General features: G+C 63.1%; 17 protein-coding genes. 10 read left to right on the top strand and 7 right to left on the bottom strand.

Going from position 1 to position 26,971, the window contains the following annotated elements:
• The 3 genes from N3J91_14460 to N3J91_14450 form a co-directional block, all read left to right on the top strand.
• A partial coding sequence (locus N3J91_14460) for a lamin tail domain-containing protein (protein ID MCX8157626.1) occupies nucleotides 1-978 on the top strand: 978 nt, incomplete at its 5' end.
• 85 nt (nucleotides 979-1,063) lie between these two features.
• Nucleotides 1,064-1,387, top strand: coding sequence for a UxaA family hydrolase (locus N3J91_14455; GenBank protein ID MCX8157625.1), 324 nt, complete (start codon nucleotides 1,064-1,066; stop codon nucleotides 1,385-1,387).
• A 3-nt stretch (nucleotides 1,388-1,390) separates the two neighbouring features.
• Nucleotides 1,391-2,584 (top strand): UxaA family hydrolase, encoded by a 1,194-nt coding sequence (locus tag N3J91_14450; GenBank protein MCX8157624.1) that lies wholly within the window; start codon nucleotides 1,391-1,393, stop codon nucleotides 2,582-2,584.
• 15 nt (nucleotides 2,585-2,599) lie between these two features.
• On the opposite strand, the gene N3J91_14445 is transcribed toward N3J91_14450, so the two are convergent.
• On the bottom strand, nucleotides 2,600-3,394 hold the full coding sequence (locus N3J91_14445) for a DUF1080 domain-containing protein (protein ID MCX8157623.1): 795 nt from the start codon (nucleotides 3,392-3,394) through the stop codon (nucleotides 2,600-2,602).
• A 115-nt stretch (nucleotides 3,395-3,509) separates the two neighbouring features.
• Here N3J91_14445 and N3J91_14440 point away from each other — a divergent pair, with 115 nt between their 5' ends.
• Nucleotides 3,510-7,160, top strand: a complete 3,651-nt coding sequence (locus tag N3J91_14440) for a hypothetical protein (GenBank protein ID MCX8157622.1) — start codon at nucleotides 3,510-3,512, stop codon at nucleotides 7,158-7,160.
• 9 nt (nucleotides 7,161-7,169) lie between these two features.
• On the opposite strand, the gene N3J91_14435 is transcribed toward N3J91_14440, so the two are convergent.
• The gene (locus tag N3J91_14435) at nucleotides 7,170-11,582 is read right to left on the bottom strand and encodes a lamin tail domain-containing protein (GenBank protein ID MCX8157621.1); all 4,413 of its coding nucleotides are present in this window, start codon (nucleotides 11,580-11,582) and stop codon (nucleotides 7,170-7,172) included.
• Between the two features lie 275 nt (nucleotides 11,583-11,857).
• Between N3J91_14435 and N3J91_14430 the strand changes: the two genes are divergently transcribed.
• A complete protein-coding gene (locus tag N3J91_14430) occupies nucleotides 11,858-12,571 on the top strand; it encodes an HAD family phosphatase (protein MCX8157620.1) in 714 nt (237 codons plus the stop codon).
• A gap of 3 nt (nucleotides 12,572-12,574) precedes the next feature.
• Here N3J91_14430 and N3J91_14425 read toward each other — a convergent pair whose 3' ends face one another.
• Together N3J91_14425 and N3J91_14420 are read right to left on the bottom strand one after the other, a co-directional pair.
• Entirely contained in the window at nucleotides 12,575-13,558 is a 984-nt protein-coding gene (locus tag N3J91_14425) for an AEC family transporter (GenBank protein MCX8157619.1), read from the bottom strand.
• Between the two features lie 74 nt (nucleotides 13,559-13,632).
• A complete protein-coding gene (locus N3J91_14420; protein ID MCX8157618.1) occupies nucleotides 13,633-16,725 on the bottom strand; it encodes an FG-GAP-like repeat-containing protein in 3,093 nt (1,030 codons plus the stop codon).
• 334 nt (nucleotides 16,726-17,059) lie between these two features.
• Here N3J91_14420 and N3J91_14415 point away from each other — a divergent pair, with 334 nt between their 5' ends.
• Both N3J91_14415 and N3J91_14410 read left to right on the top strand, forming a co-directional pair.
• Entirely contained in the window at nucleotides 17,060-20,113 is a 3,054-nt protein-coding gene (locus tag N3J91_14415) for a DUF4091 domain-containing protein (protein MCX8157617.1), read from the top strand.
• Nucleotides 20,114-20,124: 11 nt separating this feature from the next.
• A complete protein-coding gene (locus N3J91_14410; GenBank protein ID MCX8157616.1) occupies nucleotides 20,125-21,120 on the top strand; it encodes a tyrosine recombinase XerC in 996 nt (331 codons plus the stop codon).
• Between the two features lie 34 nt (nucleotides 21,121-21,154).
• Here the strand turns inward: N3J91_14410 and N3J91_14405 are convergent, their stop codons facing one another.
• The 3 genes from N3J91_14405 to N3J91_14395 are packed head-to-tail and all read right to left on the bottom strand — an operon-like array spanning nucleotide 21,155 to nucleotide 24,628.
• Nucleotides 21,155-22,582, bottom strand: coding sequence for a YihY family inner membrane protein (locus N3J91_14405; GenBank protein ID MCX8157615.1), 1,428 nt, complete (start codon nucleotides 22,580-22,582; stop codon nucleotides 21,155-21,157).
• 58 nt (nucleotides 22,583-22,640) lie between these two features.
• Nucleotides 22,641-23,870, bottom strand: a complete 1,230-nt coding sequence (locus N3J91_14400; GenBank protein MCX8157614.1) for an MFS transporter — start codon at nucleotides 23,868-23,870, stop codon at nucleotides 22,641-22,643.
• 59 nt (nucleotides 23,871-23,929) lie between these two features.
• Nucleotides 23,930-24,628 (bottom strand): cyclic nucleotide-binding domain-containing protein, encoded by a 699-nt coding sequence (locus N3J91_14395; protein ID MCX8157613.1) that lies wholly within the window; start codon nucleotides 24,626-24,628, stop codon nucleotides 23,930-23,932.
• An 87-nt stretch (nucleotides 24,629-24,715) separates the two neighbouring features.
• Here N3J91_14395 and N3J91_14390 point away from each other — a divergent pair, with 87 nt between their 5' ends.
• From N3J91_14390 to N3J91_14380, 3 genes are read left to right on the top strand one after another with little or no spacing between them, the layout of a single operon-like run.
• Entirely contained in the window at nucleotides 24,716-25,414 is a 699-nt protein-coding gene (locus N3J91_14390) for a phosphatidylserine decarboxylase (protein MCX8157612.1), read from the top strand.
• Nucleotides 25,411-26,274: a CDP-diacylglycerol--serine O-phosphatidyltransferase gene (gene pssA / locus N3J91_14385; protein MCX8157611.1), complete on the top strand. Its 864-nt coding sequence runs from the start codon at nucleotides 25,411-25,413 to the stop codon at nucleotides 26,272-26,274. The genes N3J91_14390 and pssA overlap by 4 nt, the downstream gene beginning before the upstream one ends.
• Nucleotides 26,275-26,280: 6 nt before the next feature.
• A complete protein-coding gene (locus tag N3J91_14380) occupies nucleotides 26,281-26,943 on the top strand; it encodes a LysE family transporter (protein ID MCX8157610.1) in 663 nt (220 codons plus the stop codon).
• Nucleotides 26,944-26,971 lie beyond the last annotated feature (28 nt).

Here is a 26,971-nt window from a genome sequence, read left to right as displayed (position 1 = left end):
GTGTTGGGGCCTGGGGAGTATCGGATGGTGTGGTGTGACGGGCAGGTGGAGCAGAGTGCGGGGACGAATTTGCACACGAATTTCCGGCTGACGGGGGGCAGCGGGTCGGTGGCGTTGGTGATGCCGGTGGACGGGCAGTTGGGGGTGCTGGATTATCTGAACTACACGAATCTGGCGCCGGGTCAGAGTTATGGGGACTACCCCAACGGCCAGATGTTCTACCGGCAGGTGTTCGCTCAGGCCACACCGGGCCGCAGCAATGCCGCCACGGCCGTGGTGGTGCAGGCGGCCGAGGTGCGGATCAATGAATGGATGGCCAGCAATACGCGCACTTTGCAGGAGCCGAACGGGCTGGCGTATGAGGACTGGTTCGAGCTGTACAATCCGGGCAATGAGCCGGTCAATCTGGCGGGCTATTACTTGACGGATGCGCCGAATGCCGCGCCGCAGAAATTCCAGATTCCGCCTGGATACGTCATTCCGCCGCGGGGCTTTTTGCTGGTGTGGGCGGACAATGCGCCACATCGCAACAGCACGAATTCACCGGAGCTGCATGTCAACTTTGCGCTCAGCCGCAACGGCGATGACATCGGGCTGTTTGCTCCGGATGGCCGATTGGTGGATTTGGTGGTTTTTGGGGCGCAGACTTCGGATGTGAGTCAGGGACGTTTCCCGGATGGGTCGGCGAGCATCCAAACGCTGGCCAGTCCGACGCCGGGCCGGCCGAATGTGGGCGGGCAGCCGAGCCAGCCGCCGGTGTTCAATCTGGCGGATGTGCGGGTGAACGGCAGCCTGATTAATCTGGGCTTCCAGACGACGGCCGGCAAGCGTTACCAGGTGCAGTACAAGAACCGCCTGAACGATACGCTGTGGTTGAATTTTGGCGGGCCGCAGACGGCCACGGGCGCCACCCTGACGGTACAGGACAACATACTGACGCAGCCCAGCCGGTTCTATCGGGTGATCGAAGTGCCTTAGCGCCCGGGGTTGACGGAATTGTTGCGGGGCGTGTCCTGAGCGGCGTTGCCCGGGGGCACGCCCCGAGTTTTTAAGCGAAAGCGGGATGAGGATGGAAACTGACAAACGGCTGTTGCGACTGGCGGCGGAGGATAATGTGCTTACCGCCATCACGACGCTGGCGGCGGGAGAGGAAGTGTGGATAGAGGGGGAGAGGGTGCGTTTGGACGCGCGCGTGCCGCTGGGGTTCAAGGTGGCGGCGCGGGCGATTCGGCAGGGGGAGAAGGTGCTGAAGTATGGGGTGCCGATTGGTTCGGCGACGGCGGAGATCCGGCGGGGCGAGGTGGTGCACACCCACAATCTGAAGAGTGATTATCTGCCGACTTACACCTGGGAGCGGCAGGCAGAGTATTTTGGTCAAACGCATTGAGCCATGATGCAGGGTTATCTACGGAGTGATGGTCGGAAGGGGATTCGCAACGTGCTGGTGGTGGCGTACCTGGTGGAATGCGCCCACCATGTGGCGCGGGAGATTGTGGGGGCTTTTCGCGGGCGGCCGGTGCATCTCATTGGTTTTCCGGGGTGTTATCCCAATGACTATGCCTTTCGGATGATGCAGCGTTTGTGCACGCATCCGAATGTGGGAGGGGCCTTGTTGGTTGCGCTGGGGTGTGAGAGTTTCAATCGGGCGGAGCTGGCCAGACAGATTGCGGCGACGGGGCGGCCGGTGGAGACACTGGTGATTCAGGAGAGCGGGGGGACGCGGCGCAGTATTGAGCGGGGATGTGAATGGGTGGGCGGGGCGTTAAGGAGGTTGGAAACCGTGCCGCGTGTGGAGATGGAGGTGCGGGAGCTGGTGGTGGGCACGATCTGCGGCGGGTCGGATGCAACCAGCGGGATTACGGCGAATCCGGCGGCGGGGCGGGCCTTTGATATGTTGGTGGCGGAGGGGGCGGCGGCGATTTTTGAGGAGACAGGGGAATTGATTGGGTGCGAGCCGATCATGGCGGCGCGCGCGGCGCGGCCGGAGCTGGCGCCGGAGATTGTGGCGTGTGTGGCGAAGGCGGCGCGTCACTATGCCACTTTGGGGCACGGCAGTTTTGCGCCGGGGAATGCGGAGGGGGGCCTGACCACGCAGGAGGAGAAAAGCATGGGGGCGTACAGCAAGAGCGGCCAGTCGCCCATAGTTGGGCTGTTGAAGCCCGGCGACGTGCCGCCCACGGGGGGGCTGTATCTGCTGGATGTGGTGCCGGACGGGGAGGTGCGGTTTGGCTTTGCCAATATTTGTGACAATGCGGAGATTGCCGAGTTGATGGCGTGTGGCGCGCATGTGACGCTTTTTACGACGGGCCGGGGGTCGGTGGTAGGATCGGCCATTGCCCCGGTGATAAAAATCTGCGCCAATCCGGAGACGTACCGGCGGCTGGCGGAGGACATGGACATCAACGCGGGCCGGATTCTGGAGGGGGAAGCCACGTTGGAGGAGGTGGGGCGGGAGATTTATGAGAAGGTGCTGCGCACGGCCGGGGGTGAACCGACGGCCAGTGAACGGCTGGGGCATCAGGAGTTCATCCTGACTTATAAGACATTTGAGCCGCTGGGGCCGGCGTGCCTGCCGCGGGTTTGAAGCGAGGGCTGGCGCTTAGAGCGGGCGCACCCAGATATTGCGGAAACGGACGGGGCAATCGTGGCCGCCCAGGACGAGGGGGCCGCGGCTGATTTTCTGCCGGTACTGGGGAATGATGCGATGGCCGGTCTCGCCGTGAATCTCCTCATTCAGGTGGACGAGGACGCCATTGTGAAACATCGTGATTCGGGCGGGTTTGACGAGTTTTTCGTTTTCAAAGACCGGGGCGGTGAAGAGGATGTCGTAGGTTTGCCATTGGCCGGGCGGGCGGCAGACGTTGACTCGCGGCGGGGTTTGTCCGTAGATGGCGGCGGCCATGCCGTCGGGATAGATTTTTTCGGTGAAGGAGTCAAAAATCTGGATTTCGTAGAGGCCCATGAGGAGGAGGCCGTTGTTGCCGCGATTGTACCAGGGGAAGCCATCGGGCGGCGGGGCCATCCATTCGAGGTGAATCTGGCAGTCGCCGAAGGTGTCTTTGGAGACGAGCGCCTCATTGCCGACGGCGACGAGGCAGCCGTCCTCGATTTTGTACACGGGTTTTTGCCAGCGCGACAGGTTTGTGCCGTCGAAAAGGACGATGGCATCCGCGGGGGGGCGGGCGGGCATGACGGTCTGGCCGGCGGTGCCGGGGTCCACGCGTTTGGGGTTGGGTCGGTCGGGGTCGTGGACGTGAAAGCCGCACCAGGGCAGGACAGGAGTATCTTTGTAGCCGTACACGCCGGAGCCATCTTTGGCTTTGACCAGCTCGGCGGCGGTGAGGGCGGGCAAGGCCAGGGATGCGGTGACGCAGCAGAGGATGAGGGATTTCATGGCGGCATTGTTGCGCAGGCCGGTGGCGGATTCAATGGAAAATCAGGCTTGAGATGGCGTCTGCCGGGGGAAAGCGGGCGTGACAACGCAGCCTGGTGGGCGCATGATGGGGGGTATGAAACCATTTGGCATACCACAGGCGGCGGGCTTGCTGGTGGCGCTGGCGGCGGTGCCCGGGGTGATTGCTTTTGACGGACATCAGGTAAAAGAGGGGCCGCTGAGCTTGCTGATTGCGCCTGTGCCGCTGGTAACGAATTACCATCAACCGCAGCCGGTGCGGGCCAGCGTTTCCAACGCTTCGGCGGAGGCGCTGACGGTCAAGTTGAGCATGGGGGGACTGGTGGATGAGTGCCGGGCGGTGGGGCCAACAACGGTCAGGCTGACGGTGCCGCCGCGTGAGGTGCGGGAGGCCGGCTTTGCGCTGGCCGTGGGTAAGGGGGCGTATTCGGCCCTGTATCCGGTGCGGGTGAAGGCGGAGGCAAGCGTGGCGGGGCGGCGGGTGGAGCTGGAGGCGGTGCGCATTTTCACCAATGATTTCACACAACTGCCGCGGGTGGCGGCGCCGCCGGCGGCGCTGGTGGTGCCGGCGTCCGGGGCTGTTCCGCTGAGCCGACACAAGCCGCATCGGGTGGTGTGGCAATATTTTGAACAGCCGCCGCAAAGGCTGCCTGACGAATGGACGGGGACGCACGAATCCTCCGGGACCAGTGTATTCATGGGGCCGGTGCAGCGCGGGGAGACCCGGCAGGCCTGGCAGGTCCATCCGCCGTGGCGGAAACAGGCCGGGACAGTGGAGATGGGGTGGAAAGTGCGGTTGCCGCAGAGTGGGGCGCGGCTGGTTTTTTACAGCGCCATCAGAGATCACACGGCCAGCGAGCCGCCCAGTGACGGGGTGACGTTTCGGGTGTGGGTGGATGAGACGGAGGTGTACAGCCGGCATACTGACAGCAAGACGTGGGTTTTGAATGAGGTGGATTTGAGCCGTTTCCGGGGGCGTGAGGTGATGTTGCGATTGGAGACCCATCCCGGGCCGCAACGGAACACGACCTGTGACTCGGCGTTTTGGGGTGATCCGGTCATCCTTGCGGGTGCGGCTCCCCAATTGCGGAGCGCTGCCGCGAGAGCGCAGGGGCAGGAAGAAGCCCGCATGGCGGTGGCCTCCGGCCGGGGTGGGCGGGAGGCCATGGTGTTCGAGCTGGGGGATGGATTGCGGGCGGCGGTGGTGCTGGGGCCTAATGGATTGGCGGACGCGGCCATAGCGTTTGGCGGCGCGGAGGCATCCGTGGTATGGGACGGGATGGCCATGCAAGTGCTGGATTTGCCGGTGGGCGGCTGGCCGGCGGGGGTGGTGGTGGAGCGCGTCACCGTGGCCTCCAACGGTGGGCGCTGGCGGGTGACACACCGGCTGCAAACGGTGGAGGGGCCGGGGCAGTTGGTGGCAGAGCTTTGGGCGGAAGGGCCGGGTCTGCGGATGAAGATCGCGAGTGACCGGCGGATCACAGATTTGACGACGGGCGCGGCCGATCGCCCGGCCCGGCGGGTGTATTACGGGCATGGTTATTGTATTGAGGAGCCGCAGGCCTTCCGGGCGGGCGGGGGCGGGCACAACCTGGCGACGAGTCATGTGGGATTTGAGTTTGACAATGGTCTGGCGCTGCTGGTGGCCACGGATGCGCCGGTGGATTATTTGGAGGTGAATCCGGCCACGCGCACTTACGCGCTGCACACGCATCCGGGGGCGATGTTCACGTTTGTGCCGGGGCGGCGCGGGGCGATGGATTGCGCCATTCGGTATCGTCCGTTGTATGACAAGAAGGCCGCGCCGGCTGTGGCGTTGAAGGCGGGGCGGTTTGTGTTTGATTTATGGGGCGGGCGATACGCAGAGAACACGGCGCGGTTGCAGCGCTGTTTTGATTATGGGCTGACCAATGCGATGGTCATCATTCACGTGTGGCAGCGGTGGGGTTATGATTACCGGCTGCCGGATATTTTTCCGCCGCTGCCCACGCTGGGGACGCTGGAGGAATTGCGGGCGCAGAGCCGGTTGTGCCGGGCCCTGGGGGTGCAATGGGGTTTGCACGACAACTACATAGACATCTATCCCGATTGCACGGATTTCAGTTATGAAAACGTGACCTTTACGGCGGAGGGGCAGCCGCGGAAGGCGTGGCTGAATGAGGGGCGGAATGCGCAGAGTTACCAATTCCGGCCGGACCGGGTGATGCCGTTTCTGCGGCGGAACATGCAGTTGATTGGGCCGGCGCTGGAGCCCAACACCTATTTTGTGGATGTGTGGACTTCGATTAATGCCTTTGATTACTTTGATCGTCATGGGCGTTTTCATTCGAAGATGGAAACGCTGCGTCACTGGGGCGAGGCATTTAACTACATCCGGCGGGCATGTGGGGGCGGTCCGACCACCAGCGAGGCGGGGAGCGACCAACTGATTGGATATCTGGACGGGGCGGATTGCCAGTTTTTGCATTTGAGCGCCAGCGGTGGGCCATTCAACAACCGGGTGGTGTGCCGGGATTGGGCGCGGGTGCCGTGGTTTAATGCGGTCAATCATACACGGTTTAGTTTGCATGGGGTGGGTTATCCGGGGCGCTATGAGGGGGGACGCGGGCGGACGCTGCATGGCATCACCAGCGATGACTATGTCAGCGCGGAAATCCTTACGGGCAACGCGCTGATGATTGATTTGCGGAACACGGGCCGGGAGGCCATCCGCAAGTACTGGCTGGCGCAGGGGTTTGTGGAGAGCGTGGCGCTGGACGAGATCAGGCAGGTGGAGTTTGCGGGGGACAATCCGCATCGTTTGATCATTCACTGGCAGGGAGGGGGGCGGGGGTATGTGAATCGGGGGGTAGAGGACTGGACTGTAGGCGGCCATGTGCTGCCGCAATTTGGTTATTGGGCCGTGAACGGGGCGGTGGAGTCGGCGATTGAGCGGGTGGAGGGGCAGATTGTGGAGCGCTCGCGCCGGCCGGGGGAGGTCTATGTGAATGGGCGGGGTTATCTGCCAGAGGCGCCGCTGTTGATTCAGCCTGGTTTTGCCGGTTTCAGCGCGGTGGGCGAGCGGCAATTTCGATTGCAGGTGCGGTGGAAGGCCCAACAGCCGGCGCCGCGGAATTTGCAGGTGTTTTATCATTTTTCGCGTCCGGTGCCCGGTCGCTACAGTCCGGCGGAGTTTTACGGAGGGGGGGTTCCTTCGACGCCGACCACGCAATGGGAGGGGGAGGTGGTGACGGATTTTGTGGTGAACATTCCCGAGAACATGCAGCCGGGCGAATACGCGGCGCTGGTGGGGTTGTTCAATGCTGGCGGGGAGGGCGGGCGGCGTTATGCCCTGTTGGGGGACGATGCCTCGGATCATCGTTACCGGGTGGGCAAATTGATCGTCAGCGGCAGCGGGGGGAAAATTACCGGCCTCAAGTTTGAGCCGTCGGCGGAGGAGTATCGGCCTGATCCCCGGTTATTGCCCAACCGGCGGCCGGTGGATTTTGGCGCGGTAAAGACCAGCGGCGCCGTAAAACTGGCGCAGGTGAACGGGCGGCGGCTGATCATACCGTTGCCGGATGGGGAGGATTTTGAAGTAAGTCTGAGGCCCGAGGCCTTGGGGGGAGCAGTCAATCGGGCGGTGCGGGTGGTGACGGTGGATCGGCAGGGGCAGCGCGGAGCGACGGTGCCGGCGCGAGTGGAGGAGGGCCGTCTGCAATTTCGCGCGCAGCGGGAGGTGTTCGGTTATGAGCTGGTGGACGAGTGAGGGGGATGCTCAGGGCCAGGTTACTTGGAGGCGATAGAACTGGGAGCGGTCTGCAGCCGGGGGCAATTCCAGGCGCCATTCCTGAGGGGCGTTGGGCGGAGGGAGGTTGGTCCAGGTTTCCCAGGCGCCCTGCCAGAGATTGGTTCGATATAAAACGCGCATGGTGCGTCCGGCCTGCAGCAGGCCACGCAGGGTGAGGCGGCCGTTGGATTGTTCGAGCTGCAGGCGGAGATGGCTGCGGGGGTCCCGGGGGTCGGTGCCGGCGAGGAATTCCTCCAGATTGCTGTGGCCATCGCCATCGGCATCCTGCAGGGCGTCGGCGGGGTTTTGGCTGAGCAGGCCATGGAGGCTTTCCCAGGCATCGGGCAGGCCATCGCTATCTGAGTCTTCAGCGTCGGGGGCGCCCGGTGAGCCGCCGGGGTTGGCGCTGGCCCGCCATTTTAGGGGATCTTCCGGCGCTTGAAAACGGAGGGGATAACGTTGGGTCAGCGAGTAGCCGCCGTTGTCGGCTTCGACGGGCCAGGGCGGGACATCGTCGTATTTGAGGGAGAGGATTTCCAAGCCGCGGGGGTCCACCAGCGTCAAGCGCTCGCCGCCATTGTCGAGGCGTCCGGTGTACACTCCGGCGATGGGGATCCCCGGATATTTAAGGGCGAAGGCATCGGCATCGGAGACCAGGACGGCGTAGGCGTTGGGCGGGAGGCGGGAGCCGTTGGTAAAGGTGAACTGGATGCCCTGGACGAACTGGAAGCCGGACAGATTGAGGGGTTGCGCGGAGCGGTTCCACAATTCAATAAACTCGAAAGCATCGCCATCCCGGCCCTGGAAGGCGGGGGGATTGTACATGATTTCGGTGAGGGTGAGCGCCTGCAGGTTCTGGGTGGGATAGAACATGGCCTCGGAGAGGGCGCTCCACTGACCGTTGAGATGGACACGGGCCCTGACTACGACGGGGTCGAGGATGGGGATGGGGTTTTGATAGAGCAGGGCGGAAGGCGCCACGGCGCCGCTGCCGTAGGTGCGGGGGTCTTCCCCGTTCAAGGTGTAGTAAATCTCGCCCGCCTGGTTGGTGTGACCGAGCACGAGGGAAAAATCGGGCGGGACGTCGCCGCCGAATGGACTGAAGACGGGCGCGGCGAGGGCGGGATAGAGGCCGGCGGCGCGGAAGCGGGCGAGGTTGATGTCCGTTAAAGTGGGGAAATAATTGGTGCAAAGTTTGTTGATTTCCGGCCACCACCATTCATCGCGGGTGAAAGTCTGTCCGTGGCCGGGATTGGCGCCGATGGTGAACTCGCGGGCGTCCCCCCAGCGGGCGCTTTCGCCGACGATGGCGCGCTCAATTTCGGCCACGCGCGCCATGAGGCGGGCGATATTTTTGGCGGGGGTCAAGGCGCCGTCGTTGAACAGATGCTTGTGCACGCGGTCACCGAACAGGCGGCGGAATTCCGGCCAGGCGCGGAGGGCGCCATAAATGCGGGCGGGGGTGTCGGGGTTGTTGACGTCCACGCGGTTGCGGCGGACGAGTTGGTCCAGGACGATTTCCTGGTCCCAGGGGAGGAAAATCCAGCGGGTGGCGGGGGAGCCGGTGCGCGGGTTGGCGCGGCGGTGGACGGCATACCAATTATGGTGGGGCCAGTCTTCGGCTTCGGCCACGATGTGGAGGATCATGTAATCGATCAGGTTGATGACATCCACGCGCTGGGTGACGGCGTGGAAGGCGGCCTCGTTGGTGATGCCGGCATTGACGATGGCCATGAGTTCATTCCAATCGTCCTTGGAGCCATCTTTGAGGGTGGCGAAGTCGTAGATGGCATCGCCGCACAGGACGTCCCAATCCTGCCTGCTGCCGCCGAGGTGTTCGGCGCAGAAGGAGGCGTCCATGCGCTCGGAGGGATTATAGACGCCCCAGTAGAGGCCGTTGAGGTAGAGATGGACGAAGTGATTGCGGGCGGCGAGGTGGCCCATGTCACGCATGGAGTCCTTCACCCAGGAATCGCGCAAGAGGAGGGAATCTTCGGGGCGGTAGCGGGTGCCCTTGCCGCCGGGGAGGGCGGTTTGGTCGGAGTAGCGTGTGGCCCAGGTGTCGGTGAAACCGGCGCGGAGGATGAGGTTGTCGAATTGCCGGACGCCGCCGTTGAACCAGTCATAGCGGAGTTTGGAGGGGCCGTAGTCGGATTTGAAGAGCAAGCGGAGGGAATGCTTGGCGAGGCGGTTGTTATCGCGGCTGGCATTGCCCTGGATGCGGAGGGCGCAGTTGGCCTGAAACCCTTTGCGTCCGTCCGGTAGGAGTAATTCCACAGAGGCGGCGCGTTCCCAGTCCTGTCCCGCCGCCGGGTCATGGACACTGGTGGAGTGGTTGTAGAGGCCGCGGACGGGTCCCCAGAGACTGTCGTGGTCGGTGACGATGGAGACGGAGGGAATGGCCAGCAAGTCCTGGCGGATGGTGTGGCGGTAGCGGGGATGGTTGACGACGTTGGGGTCCATTTCGTAGTCGGCCGGGTAATCGGCCTGCCAGGTGGTGGGATAGCCGGGGAGTGAATTGGACTGGCGCAGGACGGTGTCGAGGAAGAGGTAGGAGTGCGTGTCCGGCTCGGTGGGAATGAGATTGGGGGCCCAGGCCATGGCACGGAGGAGGGTGGTATTGGTAATCCACAAGGGGCCTTGGTACACCAGGCCATTGGTGGGGGAGGGGCGGCTGCCATCGGTGGTGTAATAGATGATGGCGCCGGGGGTGGCGGAGGTGATGCCGACGGTGAAAGGGGTGTCGTAGAACCCGCGGTTCAGGCTGAATTTGGTGTCGCTGACGAAGCCCAGGTAACCGGTGGCATTGGTGGTGCCGGGAGTGGGTTGGGCGAAGTAGAAAAGGCCCACTCCCTGCTCGGTAAAACCTTCGAGGGTGGCGCCGAGGAGGAAGTGCTGGCTGTTGGTGGAATAACTCAAGCCGTGAATGGCCAGGAGGTTGGAGCCGGTTCGGAGGGGGGTGGCGGAGGTGGCGAAGATGAATTCCTCTTCGGTCATGGCGTTGGGGAGGGGGCGATCGGTGGTGGCGGTGGCGTTCCATGCGGGGGTGGTGGGAGCATGGCGCGAGGGCAACAGCTCGCCGTTCAACCAGGCAACGAAGCCATCTTTGTAGCGCACGCGGAGGCGCAGGAATTGGGGCAGCGCGCCGGTGTCCACGTTAAAGGGATAACGCAAGGCCAGGCCGGTGGCCCGTCCGCGCATGAGGGTGCGGATGTCATTCTGCACGTACTGGGCGAGGCCGGGCTGTTTAATTTCCAGCGCATTGAGGAAGACCCCGTAATCGGCGCCGCCGCCGCTGCCGACGCTGCCGGGGTCGCGGCGGCCGGAGATCTTCAAACGGCCCTGGGGGTCAATGAGGGCATTGAACTTCAGGCGGTAGTCGGTGTCGGAAGTGGGGAGCACGGAGCCGTCGAAGGTGTAAAGCGGGACGACGGTGACGGCGTTGGCGGCCCAGGAGGAGCGCCGGCTGCCGGGGCTGGAGTTGTCATAAGACCAGAGGGTTACTTCGCAGGATTGACCGGGGGGGAGGCCGGAGATGGTGAGGTCAAGGCCGCCCTGATTGGTGCGGGAGCCGCTGAACACAAAGTCGCGCAGGAGGGCGGAGGAGGTGAAGTTGCCGCTGTTGACGGGCTGGCTGCGGAGGCGGTCGTCGTAATTGTCCGGCGGGGTATTGGAGAGGGTCACCTGGAGGTTGCCGAAGAAACGGATGGTGGGGGCGCTTTGGGCGGCGGTGGCGCTGGTATTGGAGTTGATGACGAAGGACTCGAATCCCGGCTGGGTGACGGGGGTGGTGCCGCGTTCGTCAAAATCCAGGCGCAAGAGGATGTTATCGGTGGAGGAATAGCCGATGGTGCCGGTGGCCGAGGGCCAGGCAGAGGCATCGTAGGCGGGCGCGGTCCAGCCCTCCAATTCGGCGGCATTGGTCATGACCTTCCAGCGAAAAGGGGTGGAGGGAAGGAGCCAGGGGGTGGTGAGGGAAATTCTTTGTTGGCCGTAGGAGACATTGGCGCGCTGTGGGGGATAATTGGTGCAGGCGGAGATGAGGTTGCCTTGGGCGTCAAACAAGGCCAGGTGGCCGCCGGCATTTTGCAGGCGGAAACTGGCGTGGAGCGGGGCGCCGGGAGTGGCGCGGTTTTTGCCCGAGGCAAAGATGAGCAAGAAACTGCGCGGGCCGATGTTGGTGGCGGGGAAGATCCATTTGTTGGGATTGGCGGGGTCGTCGGTCAGGCGCCAGCCGGTGAGGGGCATGGGGGAGGCAGCATCATTGTAGAGTTCAATCCAGTCCGGGCTGTCGCCATCTTCATCTTCAAGCCAGCCGTCATTTTCCGCCATGAATTCATGGATGACCACGGCGGCGGGCCCGGGGAGGGCAGTGCCAACGAGGGAGATGGCGAGGAGCATACCGCCTAGGGCTGCGCGAACAAACTTTCCCCAATCCAACGCAATCATGGGCAATAAAGGGCGATGTGGGAATATAAGCGCAGAGTCCGTTGAGTGACAATGCTCTTTGTAAAAATGACGGTGTAGGGCGGGTTGCGCGGGGTGTTGGTTGGTGCGCTTGAGTGAGGGAGTGGGTGTTGGGGCTGGCGGGGGGCTGACATTTTATTTGCGTTTGGGCCTGTTTCATGGCGGATTAGGGGACGGGGAAGGCAATACCCAGTTCCCTGAGAAGGCTTATGAGCAGCATCCAAGGTTTATTATTTGATTTTGACGGCGTGATTTTGGAAACCGAACAGCCCGGGTATCGGAGCTGGCAGAAGATTTATGCCGAGTTTGGGGAGGAGCTCAGCATGGAGCAATTTGCGCTGGTCATTGGCACACATTTCATTGAGTTCAATCCGCGCACGGAATTGGAGCGGCGGTTGGGACGCAGGCTGGATTGGGAGGAGCTGGAGCGGCGGCGGGAGCAATATCAGCGCGAGCTGGTGGCGCGGCAGGCGGTGCAACCGGGGGTGGTGGAATTGATACAGGAGGCGCGAGGAGCGGGGGTGAAGGTGGCCATTGTGTCGAGTTCGCCGCGGAGCTGGATTGATCACTGGCTGCAGCATCACCGGCTGGAGGGGAGGTTTGATTTGATCATGAATGTGGACGAGGTGCCGACGCCGAAACCGGCGCCGGATCTTTATCTGGCGGCGTTGGAGCGGCTGGGTTTGCCGCGGCAGGCGGTGGTGGCGGTGGAAGATTCACCGAATGGCAGCAAGGCGGCGCAGCGGGCGGGGATTTTTTGCGTGATTGTGCCGAGCGAGATCACGGCGCTGCTCAAGTTTGAAGTGGATTTTCCGAGGTTGCCCTCCCTGCGGGGAGTGACATTGGCGCAACTGGCGCAAATGAAGGAAGCCTACCGGCGACGGCAAGCCGCGAGCACGGCGCGGCCGGCGGGGGTGGCCTGAGGTTTAGCCCGGCTGGGAGGTGAGGCCGAGCAGTTGCGCGCCCCAGCGGAGCCACCAGGGCATGGTGAGGAGGGCGCCAAGCGAGGTGCTGAGGACGATGCGCAGGGCCAGGCCGGGATCGCCGCCGTAATGACGTGACATGATGATGGGAAAGACGGCGGCGGGCATGGCGGCCTGGAGGAGGATGATGCGTTTCAATTCCACCGGGGCGGGGAGGACACAAGCGAAAAGCAGGAATCCCACCGGCAGGAGGCCCAGGCGAAGGGCGCAGGCCCAGAGGATGGGAGGCTGCAAGCGGCCGAAGCGGAATTCATGGGCGTAATCGGCCATGGTGGCGCCAACCAGGACCAATCCCAGCGGGATGGCGCATTGGCCCAACAAGTGGGCGGTCTGGCGGACAAAGGCGGGCAGGTGGGGAGCCAGGCCGCTGGCGTTCAGAGCCAGGCCCAAGAGGATGGCGCCGAGGGGGACATTGACAATTTGGCGCCAGCCGGATTTGAGGCCCTGGCCGGAGATGACCAGCAGCCCGACGCTCCACATGGCGGCCTCCACGCCGATGTTGTGCACGAAAAGCACGCCGACGGTTTCGCGGTCAAACATCATGAGGGCCAGCGGGAGGGGGATGTACCCGTAGTTGTAGATGCCGGTGCACAAGGCAAAGGTTCTTTGCGCTGTGCCCGGGGGCAGGCCGGTGAAGCGGGAGACGGCCAGGGCGAGCAGGATGCCGGCGGTCACGGTAATGAAACCGACGGTGGGGGTGAGCAGCAAGGTGGAGAGGTTGGCGAGAGCGGCATTGCCGAGGACGGAGTCAAAGATGAGGCAGGGGGTGAACACGTTGATGGTGACGCGCATCAAGCTGGTGTCGGCCTCGGTGGTGAGCCAGTTGAGGCGGCGCATGAGGGCGCCCATGAGGACGGCGCCAATGACCGGCAACACGGCCGTGAAAATGCCGGCCATGGAGCTGGCGGTGATGATGCCTTCAGGCATGGTGGGGCAGGATTGAAGCACAAAAAACCGGGAGCGTCACTCCCGGTTTGATGGGCGAAGCCAGCCGGCAGACCTCAAGGAGCGGTCAGGCGGATGGTGAGGTTGGTGACATACGGCGAGGCGTTGACGCCGCCGTAGGAGGTGCCGCCGTTGTCCACTACGCGCACGCCGAGGGTGACTTCCTTGCCGATGGCGCTGGCGCTGTTGGTGGGGGCAAACTCCAACATGCCGTTGGGGTAGATGATGGGCTGGCGGAGGAAGATGGCGCGGTTGGTGTTGTTGACGATTTGGAAGGTGAGGGCCTGATTGGTTTCGTTGAAGGCGCCGGGGTCACCGAAGAGCACGTTGGTGCGGACCAGCCCTGCGGCCACGGGCACCTGGACCAGGCTTTGGGTGATGGTGAGGGTGGGGGCATCGTTGACGGGCAGGATGCGGATATCGAAGTTATAGGAGGCGACGTTGTTGTCGTAGGGGTTGCTCACGGGGCCGGAGTCAAAGAGGTCCACCAGCACGCGGGTGGTGCCGTTGGCATCGGGCGCGGTGGCGAAGGACAGCACGCCGGCCGGGCTGTTGGTGGGCAGGAGGCTGAACAGATCCGGGGTGACGGTGGTGGTGACGAAACTGACGGTTTGGGTGCTTTCGTGGTATTCCGCCGGGCCGGTTTTGATGTTGCGCCAGAGGTTGCTGACGGTGAGGCCGCTGTCTTCCAGGACGGTGATGACGCGATTGACCAACTGGGCGGAAGGCGGATCGTTGACGGGCAGGACGGTGATGACAAAGGAGTTGGTGGCGCTGTCATCGCCGCCATTGGCGCGGCCGCCGGTGTCGCGCAAGATGACGTTGACGTTGGCGACGCCGTTGCTGTTGGGACGAGGGCGGTAGAGCAGGGTATTGTCGGCCTTGCGGATGTAGGGCTGGGTGATGAAGAGGCCGGGGTTGTCATTCTGAACGATGATGGTGTAGCCCTGGGAGGTTTCATTGGTGCCCAGGAAGATGGAGGAGGCCACGATGAAATTACTGACCACTTGCATGGGGGCGTCCTCATAGACAGTTTGCAGCCCGGCTTCGGTCCAATCGAGGCTGAAGACCGGCGGCTGGTTGACGGGGAGGACGCGAATCATGAAGGTTTTAATGGCGCTGGTGTCCTTGCCGCCGTTGGCGGTGCCGCCATCATCGCTCACGCGCACGGAGATGTAGGCAAAGCCACTGACGAAAGGCTCCGGGGTGAAGGAAAGCGTGCCGCCGGCGTCAAGCTGGGGCTGGGAGGAAAACAGGCTGGGGTTGGTATTGCGGGTGATTTCAAAGTCGCTCAGGGTCTGGCCTTCGACGACTTCATCGGGCGGGCCGACGGACAAGTCGGTGGCGAAGTTGGGGATGACGACGTTGCCGGCGTTTTCGAGCACCACCACTTGATTGGTGCTGAAGTTGAAGGTGGGCGGGTCATTGATGGGAAACACCTCGAGGGTGAAGTAGTTGGTGCTGCGGTTGATGCCGCCGCGGGCCACGCCGCCGGTATCCTCCATGATGACCTGGACATTGGCGAGGCCTACGGCGTTTTTGGCGGGGCGGAACATGAGCTTGCCGCCCACGAGGATGTAGGGTTGAACGGCAAACAGGGCGGGGTTGTCATTGCTCACCAGGAAGCGATAGGCCTGGCCGCGTTCATTGGGAGGGCCGACGAAGATATCGTAGGCAAAATAATTGATTCCGTTGCCCAGCCAGTCTTCGGGCACGCTGACCCAGGAATCCACGCTGAACGAAGGGGGATCGTTCACCGGGAGGACGGTGATGTTTACGCGGGCGGGGGCGGAGGTGATGCTGCCGTCGTCCACCACGTATTCGAAGAAGGTGGGGCCGAAGAAATTGGGGTTGCCTTGGAAGTCCACATCCGGCCCGCCCAAAGTGGGTTGAAACACGAGGCCGTTGGCGGGGGGAGTGATGATGGTGTAGGTCAAGGGGACGCCGGCGGTGCCGGACAACTGGAAGCTCAAAGTTTCATCCTCGTTCACCGTGACGGAGAAGGAGCGGGCGACGGGGGTTTCGTTGATGAGCACGGAAATGGTGTCGGGTGTGGCATTGGCCACGACCAGGTCTGGCGCCAGGTCGCCGTTGAGGTCGCCGGCGGCCAAGGCCCGTGGGTCGCTATTGCAGGGGAAATCGCCCACTAAAGAGTAACCGTTTGGCACGCCGCGGAAGACGCGAATGTCGGAGCCCCCGCGCAAGCCGACGGCGAGGTCATTGGTTTTGTCCTGGTTCAGGTCCACCACCACCAGGCCTTGGGGGGTGGAGACGCTGTTGGTGAGGGCGGGGAGGAAGCTGGCAAACTGGTTGTTGCGCAGGCCGACGATCATGTCTGAGGTGTACTTGACGGCGAGCAAATCCGGGTAACCGTCGGCGTTAAAATCATCCACGGCCAGCTCGGTGAGGCCGCTGCCGCCGCCGGCAGACATGGTCAGCGGGGTGGCAAACGTGCCGTCTTGGTAGCCCAGGAAGACACTGAGGGTGTTGTTGCCGGCGTTGCCGATTACGAGGTCCAGGCGCCCGTCTTTGTTGAAATCATCCACCACCACGGCGACGGGGTTTGGGCCGGTGGCCAGATTGGCGTGGAGGACGAAGATTTCGTCGGCGCGTCCCAGGTAGATGGAGATGCTGTTGTGGGAGGAATTGACGACCACGAGGTCATTGGTGCCGTCGGAGTTGAAATCGGCCACTTCGATGGCGGAGGGGGCGTAGCCCACCGGGCTTAAATAGGCTTGGAAGGGGGCAAAGCCCACGCCGCTGTTGATGAGGTAGGAGAAGCCATCGGCGGCCGGGTTGGCAACCAGGATGTCCGGCCGTTTGTCGGCATTGCCATCGCCCACCTGGACTTTTAAGGGATTCACCAGCGTGCGCAGATAGGTGGGGGGGCCGAAGGTGCCGTCGCCCAGGCCATAGCGCACCTGGATGTTGGTGGCGCCGGAGAGCGCGAAGCCGACAATCAGGTCCAGGTTTTTATCGCCGTCCAAATCGGCCAGTTTGACCGAGACGGGATCGGCGACGTTGATGGGTGGGCCGTCCAGCGCCGGGTAGGTTACCGGTGGGGCAAAAACCATCTGCGCCCAGGAGGGGAGAAGTGTGGCCCACAGGGTCATTGCCAGGCAGGCGGCAAGCAGTCGGGAGGTCCGCAAGGCTCGACGCAGCAGTCGGGCTGGTGCGAGAGGCTGAACAGCAGTTGCTGGGTTTTGCATAAGCCAAATATACTCTCGTATTCCCTGAATCCAACCACCACCCGGACTGGCAAACACCAAGCGGGCGGGTACCGGCGCTAACACGTAAAAATTGTTTGATTGCAAACACTTGTAACACAAATTGTCGGACCTAGCAAGCCTTGATTCCTGAAAAAAGCCACGGTGGCGGCGGCAGGACTGAGCGGGGGGGAGAGGGCGGACAGAGATGGGAGGTGGGGGTTTGTTGACAAGACCATTTACACCGTGGCTGCACCTTGGTAAGGATGGATTTGTTATGTTATCAGAAAGCCTGCGATGGATGGGGATGTGTGCCTTGGGATTTGCCGCGGTGGTGGCGCAAGCGGCGGTTTTGGGCAGTGCCAACTACAACCTGCTGCCCAACGGGGATTTTGAGGAGGGCCAGGGCACACCTGCGGGATGGACGTGGGCGGGGGAAGTGCGGGGCGACTGGGTTTCTCAAGGCGCACCTTCCGGCCAGCGGGCCATCAGCATCCAGGGGGAGGGCAAAGGCGCGGGCTATTGGCGCAGCTCGCGGTTGAAGCTGACACCGGGGGCGGTGTATCGCTTCAGTTTCTGGGCGAAACGGGAGACCAATGCCAGCGGTGGCTGCCTGATCAGCGGGCCTTCGCTGGTCAATCGGGACATCATTCCGGACACGACATGGCAGAGGTATCAAAGTCTCGTTGCGGTGCCGGTGCAAGGCACCAACGATTACCTCAGGCTGGGGCATTGGGAGGGGCGGGGCACGGCCTATTTTGACAATGCCCGGCTGGTGCCGATCTGGCCGGTGCACGCGGTATTTAACCACGGCCTGGAACTGGGCAAAGACGAGAGCGTGGAGGGAGGGGTGTATCATTGCCGTCTGCACTTTGCGGGAGAGGAGGCCAATTACAGCCGGGTGCTGCATGAGCATCGGTGCGGGTTCAACACGTCGCGCTGGAGTTTTGGGCCGGGGGCGTACGTGATCTACCGGCATCGGGTGCCGGGGGGATTTCGCACGGCGCAATTAAAGGTGAACGTGAATTACTACGTGGGGGGGCGGTTGCAGGTGGAGGCCAGCGCCGACGGGAGCCATTGGCAGACGGTGGGGGTGTTGGAGGGCGAGCGCCGGGCGGGGGAATGGGCCATTCCGGCCGGGGCGCTGGAGGGTGGCTCGCTGTGGGTGCGGCTGGTGGGAGAAGGGGCCAACTGCAACTTGCAGGTGAACCAGTACGAGCTGGCGGCGTCATTGCGCCAGCCGATGCCCGAGGCGCGCGGCATGACGTATTACGTGGAGCCTGCGGAGCCGCCGTTGGCGGGTTTGCAGGTGCAATTCCCCGGGGTGGAGATGATGAGTGGTTCGCCCGTGCTGGTGATGCAGTTGATGAACGAAAGCAGCCAGGGGATGAATCTGAAGTTGGGCGTGGGCGGGCCGGAGGGGAGGGAGGAGTTGCGGAATTTGCCGGGGCTGGCAGCGGGGGCGACGCAAACCGTGCGGGTGCCTTTGCGGGCACAACAGCCGGGCCAAAATACCGTGAACCTGGCGCTGACGGATGCGCGCCAGCGGCGATGGCTGGCGGCAGCAGTGGATTTTCAAGTGGGGGTGCTGGCCGATCCAAGGCCGGGTTACTGGCTGGCGGAGAGCAGCAGCCTGGGGCTGTGGTGGTGCGAGAGCGGATGGAAGATTGGGCGGGAGCGCGCCCTGCCCGCGCGGCCGGCCGGCGGGAAGGTCACGCCGATTACGGTGGCGGCGGCGCGGGGGGAGTACGAAGCGGCGCAACTGGTGTTGCGGCCGGCCGTGGCGGCGGAACTGCGGTCGGTGCAGGTGGGGCCCTTGCGCAATGCGCGGGGCCAGTTGCTGAAGGCGCGGTGTGAATGGATGGAAGTGGCTTATGTCAAGGTTACGCGGCCCACCGATAACACCTGTGAGCCGGGGTGGTATCCGGATCCGCTGCCGCCCTTAAGGCTGCCGCTGCGGCTGACGCCGCAGCAAAACCAGCCGTTGTGGCTGCAGGTTTACGTCGAGCCCGAGGCTCAGGCCGGCGAGTATCAGGGCGAGATTACACTGGCCACGTCCGCGGGCAACTGGCGGGTGCCGTTGCGGGTGATGGTGTATGGTTTTCAGATGCCGGTGGAGACCCATTTGCGGAGCGCCTTTGGCCTGAGCAGCAGCACCATCAATCGTTATCATCATTTGACCAATGCGGAGCAGCGGGCGCTGGTTTATCAAATGTACCTGACCAACTTTGCCCGGCACCGGATCGCGCCGTACTCGTTTTTTGCGTATTCGCCCATTCAGGTGCGGTTCACGGGGACGGGCGCGGACAAACGGGCGGAGGTGGATTTTACGGCGTTTGAGAAGGCGGCGCGGCAATGGCTGGATGAGCAACATTTTAACAGTTTTTTGCTGCCGTTGCGGGGCATGGGCGGAGGCACCTTTCACAGCCGGCACCTGGGCGAGCTGGAGGGGTTCAAAGAGGGCACGCCGGAGCATAGCCGGTTGTTCAAGGATTATTTGGGGCAGGTGGAGCGATATTTGCGGGAGCGGGGATGGCTGAGCAAGGCGTACACGTACTGGTTTGATGAGCCGGATCCGAAGGATTACGAGTTTGTGGCGGAGGGCATGAAGCGCATCAAGGCTGCGGCGCCGGGACTCAAACGCATGTTGACCGAGCAGCCGGAGCCGGAGCTGCTGGGGCATGTGGATATTTGGTGCGGATTGACGCCGGAATGGACGCCGGAGAAAGTGGCGGCCCGGCGGGCGGCCGGCGAGGAAGTGTGGTGGTACATCTGCTGCGCGCCGCATGCGCCGTACATTACGGAGTTTATCGATCATCCGGGTTTGGAGCTGCGCCTGTGGCCGTGGCAGAGCTGGCAATACGGGGTGCAGGGCATTTTGGTTTGGGAAACGGTGTGGTGGACAAGCTCGGCGGCTTTTCCCGGGGCGCAACGGCAGAATCCATGGGAAGATGCGATGAGCTATGTGGCGGGCTATGATTACAAGCCGGGCCAGATTGGCTACTGGGGCAATGGGGATGGGCGTTTTTTGTATCCGCCCCGGTCAGCCATGGCGGAGGAGCAGCCTTGTTTGGAGCCGCCGGTTACTTCGTTGCGCTGGGAAAACTTGCGGGATGGGATGGAGGATTATGAGTATTTCTGGATGTTGCAGCAGCGCGTGGAGCGGGAGAAACGGCGTGGGGCTCCGGCCGCCCGCTGGCGGGAGGCGGAGGCCCTGTTGCGGGTGCCGGAAAATATTTCACGCGATACGCGAAATTTCACCACGGATCCGCGGCTGGTGCTGGCACACCGGGAGAAACTGGCCCGCATGATTGAGAAACTGGGGGATTAGGGCGCCAGGTCATGACTGCGGAGTCCACCAACACGCCGGGCGGGCAGGCCGCGGAGAAGGGACAACCGAGGACGCCCCTGGCGGAGGATTTTCTGGCGTATTTGCGCGATGCCCGGGGGGCCTCGGTGTACACGCAACGCAACTACGCGCAGGCGCTGGGCGAGTTTGAACAATGGTTTGAGGAGCAGCGGGGGCAGGCGCCGGACTGGCCGCGGTTGACGGGGGATGATTTTCGGATTTATTTGCGTTTTTTGGGGCGGCAAAACCTGAGCCGTTCGGCGATCAATGTCCGGTTTTCCGCGTTGCGGACGCTGTATCGGTATTTACTGCATCGGGGGGTGGTGGAGCGTTCGCCCATCACGCGGCTGGCGCTGCCCAAGGCACCGAAGCGACTGCCGCGATTTGTCACGTTGGAGCAGCTTCGCGCCCTGTTGGAGGCGCCGCTGCGGGAATTGGCGCAGAAGCAAAAAGAGGAGCGCCGGGCGGTGGAGGCGGCACCCTACCTGCGCGATGTGGCCATATTGGAAACGATTTATTCCTGTGGGTTGCGCATCAGTGAGCTGTGTGGCCTGACGGCGCAGGATTTGGATTGGGGCGAGCAGATGGTGCGGGTGCGGGGCAAGGGGAAGAAGGAACGCTTGATTCCCATAGGGGGGCCGGCTCTGGAAGCCATCGAACGCTATTGGCAGGCGCTGGGGCGGCGGCCGGCCGGCAACAGCCCGGTGTTCTATGCGGAGCGCCGGCCTATGTATCCGCGGCAGGTGCAGTTGCGCCTGAAGCGTTACCTGGCGGCGGCGGGGCTGGATCCGGCCCTGTCCCCGCATGCGTTGCGGCACAGTTATGCCACCCACTTGCTGAATGCGGGGGCTGATTTGCGGGGGGTGCAGGAATTGTTGGGCCACGCCCACCTGGCCAGCACGCAGGTGTACACGCATGTGGCCACGGAGCGGTTGAAGCGCGTGTATGAGAAGGCCCACCCGCGGGCCAAACAGAAAGAGGGGACTTGAAGCTTCGCCGGGAGGGGAAAGCCCGGCGATGGCTTCAGGAGCCGGCGGCGGGGGCTTTTTCCTGGAGGGGGCCGGTCAGTTTTTCGGCCAGCGCGGCCAGGGTGGTTTGTCCCGCCGCGGCCTCGGCCGCCTGGACCTGTTGAAATTCCTGGCGCAAGATGGTGCGGGCCGGGTCATCCGTGGTTTCCAAGTCCTGTCCGTGGGCGGTGCGCATGGCCTGCAGGATGTCGGCCACAGTGATTTTGTCGAGGGGCCGGGCGGGGGAGTAACCTGTTTCGCGGCCGGCGACTTCGACGGCCAGATGCGCCTGGGTCATGATGGTGAGGATTTGGGTGACGAGGCGGGTGGGGATGCCCAGCACGTGCGAGAGGAACATGGCGGTGGGGGGCGGTTCACCGCGGACGAAAGCGATGGCCAGGCGGGTCATGATGCGGAGGGCGGCGAATTCGCGGCTTTTTTGATGAAGATTCTCCGTGACCCGCTCCTGGAGGTAGGCGGAGCGGTTTTGGTAGGCGTAGGCCACCTGCGCGCCGAACAAGAGGAAGAGCCAGGCCAGGTAGATGCTGGCGAGGAGGAGGGGCACCAGGCCGAGGCTGCCGTAGATTTTGCTGTAGGTCACCACCCGGGCGGTATAGAGGGCGCTCATGAGGCTGTTGAGCTGCCACAAGAAACCGGCCACGGCGCCGCCCATGAGGGCGGCGCTGAAGCGGACGCGGGTGTTGGGCATGAACATGTAAAAGGCGGTGAAACCGGCCGATAAGAGGAAAAACGGCATCGCCGAAAACAGCAACACGCTCAAGGCGGGATACTGGTTGAAGATGTGCAGCGTTTTGGCGAAATGCGGCGTGCTGGAGAAGCCCATGGCCACGAGGATGAGGAGGGGGCCGAGGGTGATGACGGCCCAGTATTGGATGATGCTGATCAGGAGGGGCCGTCCGCGGGAGACGCCCCAGATGTCGTTAAAGGTCAGCTCGATGCTGCGGAGCATTTGAATGGCCACGAAGATCAGGGCGATGGTGCTGGTTACGCCGAGGGCGCCGCTGCTGACGTTGTTGACGTAGTCGGCGATTTTGGCGGCGACCATTTCGCGGCCACCGCTCATTTGGAGCTCTTCTGTTTTGACTTCGAGGTCGAGGGAGGGGGCGACGTAGGCCACGCCGCGATCAATCAAGTCGCGGATGGTGCGCTCGGCGTCTTTTTGCAGGAAGGCGATGGCGATGCTGGCGGCGACGGCGAGGACGGGGATGATGGCCAGGAGGGTGGTGTAGGCCAGGGCGGCGGCGCGCAGGGGACAGCGGTTGCGGACGAAGCTTTTGAAGACGAGGATCCAAAAGTGCGCGAAGTCCTTCCAGGTGTGGCGGGTGGGGGTTTCCCGCCAGTCCAGGCCGCGGTCTTCCCACAGCCCCAAAGCCTCATCTTTCAACTGCGTCAGCCGGGAAGCTTTGCCATTTGCGATAGCCATGCGGGCAAATCCTACGCGAAAAAGGGGGGAGAGAACAGGGGAAAACAGGGCGTCTGGCTTACTCAGAAACTTCCTCGACCAAGGCGGTGCCCTTGCGGCGTTCCCGGTCCATTTTAACCTCGGGCAGCAGGATGGCGCTGGCCAGCAGGATGAGACCGGCACAGCCCGCGGCCAGCCAGCCCAGGTTGTCCGGTGTGGCCAGCAGGTAGGCGGTCAGTGGTGCGAGCACGCCGCGCACGCCGGTCAAAAAGGTGTGGACGGACATGTAATCGGCGACGCGGGCCGGGGGGGCCAGCTTGGTGACCCAGAGGCTCCAGGCGACGTCGCCGCCGGCGTTGGCCACGCCAAAGATCACGGCTCCGAGGACGAGGGCGGGCAAGGTGTGGCCGGTGAAGAAGGCCACGATGCCCAGGGCGAATCCCAGATTGAGCACCACGCGAAGGGTGAAAAAGTTCATGCGATCAAACAGCCAACCCCAGAGGGGACTCATGAGGAGGCGGACGGCGTTGGGGATGACGCCCACCAGGAGGGCAATGGTCATGACGGGCAATTTCAGGCCGAAACGTTCATTGGCCAGATACTCGACGCGCAGGGGCCACATCATGAGGTTGGCCCAACCCATGAGCATCCAGGCGGCGAGGGTGTAGCGGAAGAGGCGGTCCTGCCGGACATACCGCCAGGCGCGCCAGGGGTGGCGTCCGCCTTCATCGGACAAAGGCCGGGAGGGCATGCGGTGGAGGCACCAGGCCGAGACCACGAAGGCCAGGGCAAAGATGATGAGGAGCCAGGGGAAATGATCCAGGTGTTGGTTGAGCCAGCGTCCCGCCAGAAAACTGAAGATAGTGGCGGCCAGGATGCGCACCATGACTGTGCGGCTGAACAATTTGCCCCGCTCGGCGGCGGGATAATTTTCCTGGTAAATCTGGGTCATCAAGGGGATGCCGGCCGCCATGGCGGTCATGCCGGCGACGCTGCCCAGGATGAAGATTGGCTCGCGGGGGAGGAGAGCCATGAGGAGGAAAACGGCGGCGCCGGCCAGAGCCAGGCTGGCGGCGGCCTGGGCGGAGCGCCAGCCCTGGCGGCTGACGTGCCAGACCACCAGCGGGGAGACGAGCAGGCCGATGCTGCTGCCGGCGGCCACGAGGCCCTTGGCCAGGGCGCCGGCCTGAAACCAGCGCACGGCGATGAGCAGGAGGAAGGTGGTGCTGGCGGTTTCCAGCACCCCCTGCATCAGCGCGCGCCACAGCTCGCGGCCATAGGTGATGCGCGTATGTCGGCTCTGGCCCATCGGCGCGGGAGCTTACGCCGAAGGCGGGCCGGCGCAAGCGCGGAGGCGCCGGGTGGAGGTCAGGCGGGGGCGGAGGCGCGCGCGAACAGGAGGGAATCGTGATAGCGCTTGTTGGTGGCGCGGAGGCGGGCGGTCATGGTTTTGCCCACGGCCAGCAGGAAGGGAGCCGCCAGTTCCGGCTGGCGCGCGGCGAGGCGGTGAAAGGCGGCGGCGCTGATTTTCAGCAGGAGGCTGTCGGTGTTGGCCACCACGTCGGCGCTGCGCGGGCCGGTGTCGAAGAGGGAGATTTCCCCGAAGAACTCACCGGTTTGCAGGGTGGCCAGCAGACTTTCGCGGCCCTGGACCATGAGCCGCACGCGCAGCTCGCCCTGGAGGATGAGGTACATGGCGTCGCCCACATCGCCTTCGCGCACGACGATGTCCCATTGTTTGACGGGGCGCATTTCCATGTGGCTGATGAATTGTTGGATCTGGGAGTCGGACAAATCAGCAAAGACCTTGAGGCGGCGGAGGGCGGCGGCTTTCAGGGTGGTCTGGCCGGGGGCGAGGTCCGGGGGGTCCATGACGAGATGGGGGGCCAGCTCGGGGAGGCTGGCCGCCAGGCGCCATTCGCCGCGCTCGCGATCGAAGAGCCAGGAGCCGGGGAGGAGGCGTTCCTCGGCGGCCCAGGCGATGAGCTGGTCGAGGGCGACGGGGCCATAGGCCGCCTCATCGGCGCCCCACAGATAAAAGCGGGCGGAGTTGGCTTCGGGTTGCATGGCGCCTCAATTTAGAGGGGCCGGCGGCGGTTGGCGAATGGAAATTATGCTGTTAGTTTGTGGCGGGCTGGTTAAAATGGAGGCCACATGAAACATTCAGGCAAAGCCATTGTTGCCGCGCTGAAGTTGATATTTTGGTCCCTGCTGGTGGTGGCGGGGATCATGGCCGTGGGTGTGATAGCGAAATACCTGGCGCATCTGATTGAGGCCATCAACTACCTGTTGCTGGCGCTGTGGGTGTTGTTCTCCGTATTCTGCTTTTATTTTTTCCGGGATCCCAACCCGCTGGTGCCTTCCGAGCCGGGGGCGGTGGTCAGCCCGGCGCATGGCAAGATTGATTTCATCGGCGAGACGGAAGAGCCGTGGCTGGGGGGGCGATGTCATCGGATTTCGATGTTTTTGTCGCCCTTGGATGTGCATGTGCAATACGCGCCGGTGGCGTGCCGGGTGAATCAGGTGGTGCATACGCCCGGGAAGTTCAGCGCGGCCATGAGCACGGCCACGGCACAGCACAACGAGAATGTGCTGATTACGCTGGAGGATTTGGAGCGGCCCGGGCAGCGGCTGGCGGTGCGGCTGGTGGCCGGGGTGCTGGCCCGGCGGATCGTGCCGTTTGTTCAGCCGCAGGAGGTGCTGGCGCGGGGCGATCGGATCAGCCTGGTTCAATTTGGTTCGCGGTGTGAGTTGTATTTGCCGCTTTCGGCCACCATCACGGTGAAGGTGGGGGACAAGGTGAAAGGCGGGGAAACCATTGTGGCGCGGGATACCGTAGTGAAAGGGTCATGAAGACGGGCGGCAGTGCGAGCGCTGGAGGCGGCCCGGGGGGGACGGGCTTGAAGATTTATTTTCTGCCCAACCTGATGACCGCCGGCAATTTGTTCTGCGGTTTTGTGGCGTTGACGAAGATTGTGGAGGCCGATCCCGAGGCGCGAAACTTTGCCCTGGTCATCAAAACCGCGCTGGCCTTCATTCTGTTGGCCTGCATTTTTGATTTGCTGGATGGGCGGGTGGCGCGCTGGGGGGGGGCGGAAAGTCCCTTTGGCCGCGAGTTTGATTCGCTGGCGGATTTGATTTCGTTCGGGGTGGCGCCGGCGTTTTTGGTGCATCGCATCGTGCTCAAGGACGTTTTTGCCAATCATCCGGAGGTGGGCTGGTTTATCGCCTCGATTTATTTGATTTGTGGGGCGCTGCGGCTGGCGCGTTACAACTGCCTGACGGCGATGTCGGGCACGGGCGGCGGCAAGGAATTTGTCGGGTTTCCCATACCGGCGGCGGCGGCGCTGGTGGCGTCGTTGACGCTGCTGCTGCTGTGGGTGGAGGAGGATCGGGTGAAGCACAGCCTATGGCGTTTTGGGCTGCCGGTGCTGATGTTGTTTCTTTCCATCATGATGGTGAGCGAGGTGAAGTATCCCACCTTCAAATCGCTGAATCTGCGGGCGCAGCGCAATTTTACCAAGCTGGTGGTGGCGGCGCTGTTTGTGGGGTGTCTGCTGATTTTACGGGAGCGGGTGCTCTACTGGGTGTTGCCGCTGCTGTTCACGCTGTATTTGCTGTATGGATTTGTGCGCCCGTGGCTGCCGCATCGCACCCGCGAGGAGATCGAGGAGGAGGAGGACGAGGGGTCGTCGGAGGCGGCGCAGAAATGATGGGCCATGGGGGAGGTGCCGCATATTTTCATTGCGTGGCTGACGGGGTTTATTGCCGGATTTGTGGCTTCCTTTGTGCCGGGGCCGATTAATGTGGCAATCATCAATCAGGGGGCGCGGCAGGGTTTCAAATGGGCGATCATGATCGGGCTGGGCAGCACGGTGATGGAGGTGGTGTATTGCGCGATAGCGTTTGCGGGCTTTTCGGCGATGTTCAGCCAGCGGGTGATCAAGGCGGTGCTGGAGGTGGTGAGCTTTCTGCTGATGATTTATCTGGGGTTCAAATACCTGCGGGCCAAGGCCATTGAAGACCACAATCCGTCGGCTGACCGGATCGAGCAAAAGCTGCATCCTCATTCGGCGTTTGCGATTGGGTTTGTGCAAGTGCTGGGCAATCCCGGGGTGTTGCTGATGTGGATTGCGCTGACTGCGAGTTTTGTGGCGCATGAGTGGGTGGAGCCCACGTGGGAGGAGAAACTGGCCTGTCTGGCGGGGGTGGCCGTGGGGGCGCTGGTCTGGTTTGTGGGGCTGTCGTATGCGATCTCGCGCAAGCATCGGACTTTATCCCAGCAGACCTTGTTGTGGATGGAGCATCTGAGCGGGGTGTTGCTGCTCCTGATAGCGGTTATTTTAGGGGCGCGGATTGTGCTGCTTTTGTCCGCGCACTAGGCCGGGTGCGGACTCGACAGGAAGGACG

The organism is Verrucomicrobiia bacterium (genome assembly GCA_026414565.1).
Lineage (GTDB): Bacteria > Verrucomicrobiota > Verrucomicrobiia > Limisphaerales > Fontisphaeraceae > Fontisphaera.
The sequence above is the reverse complement of the archived record's forward strand: the minus strand, read 5'-3'. Positions and strand labels throughout refer to the sequence as shown.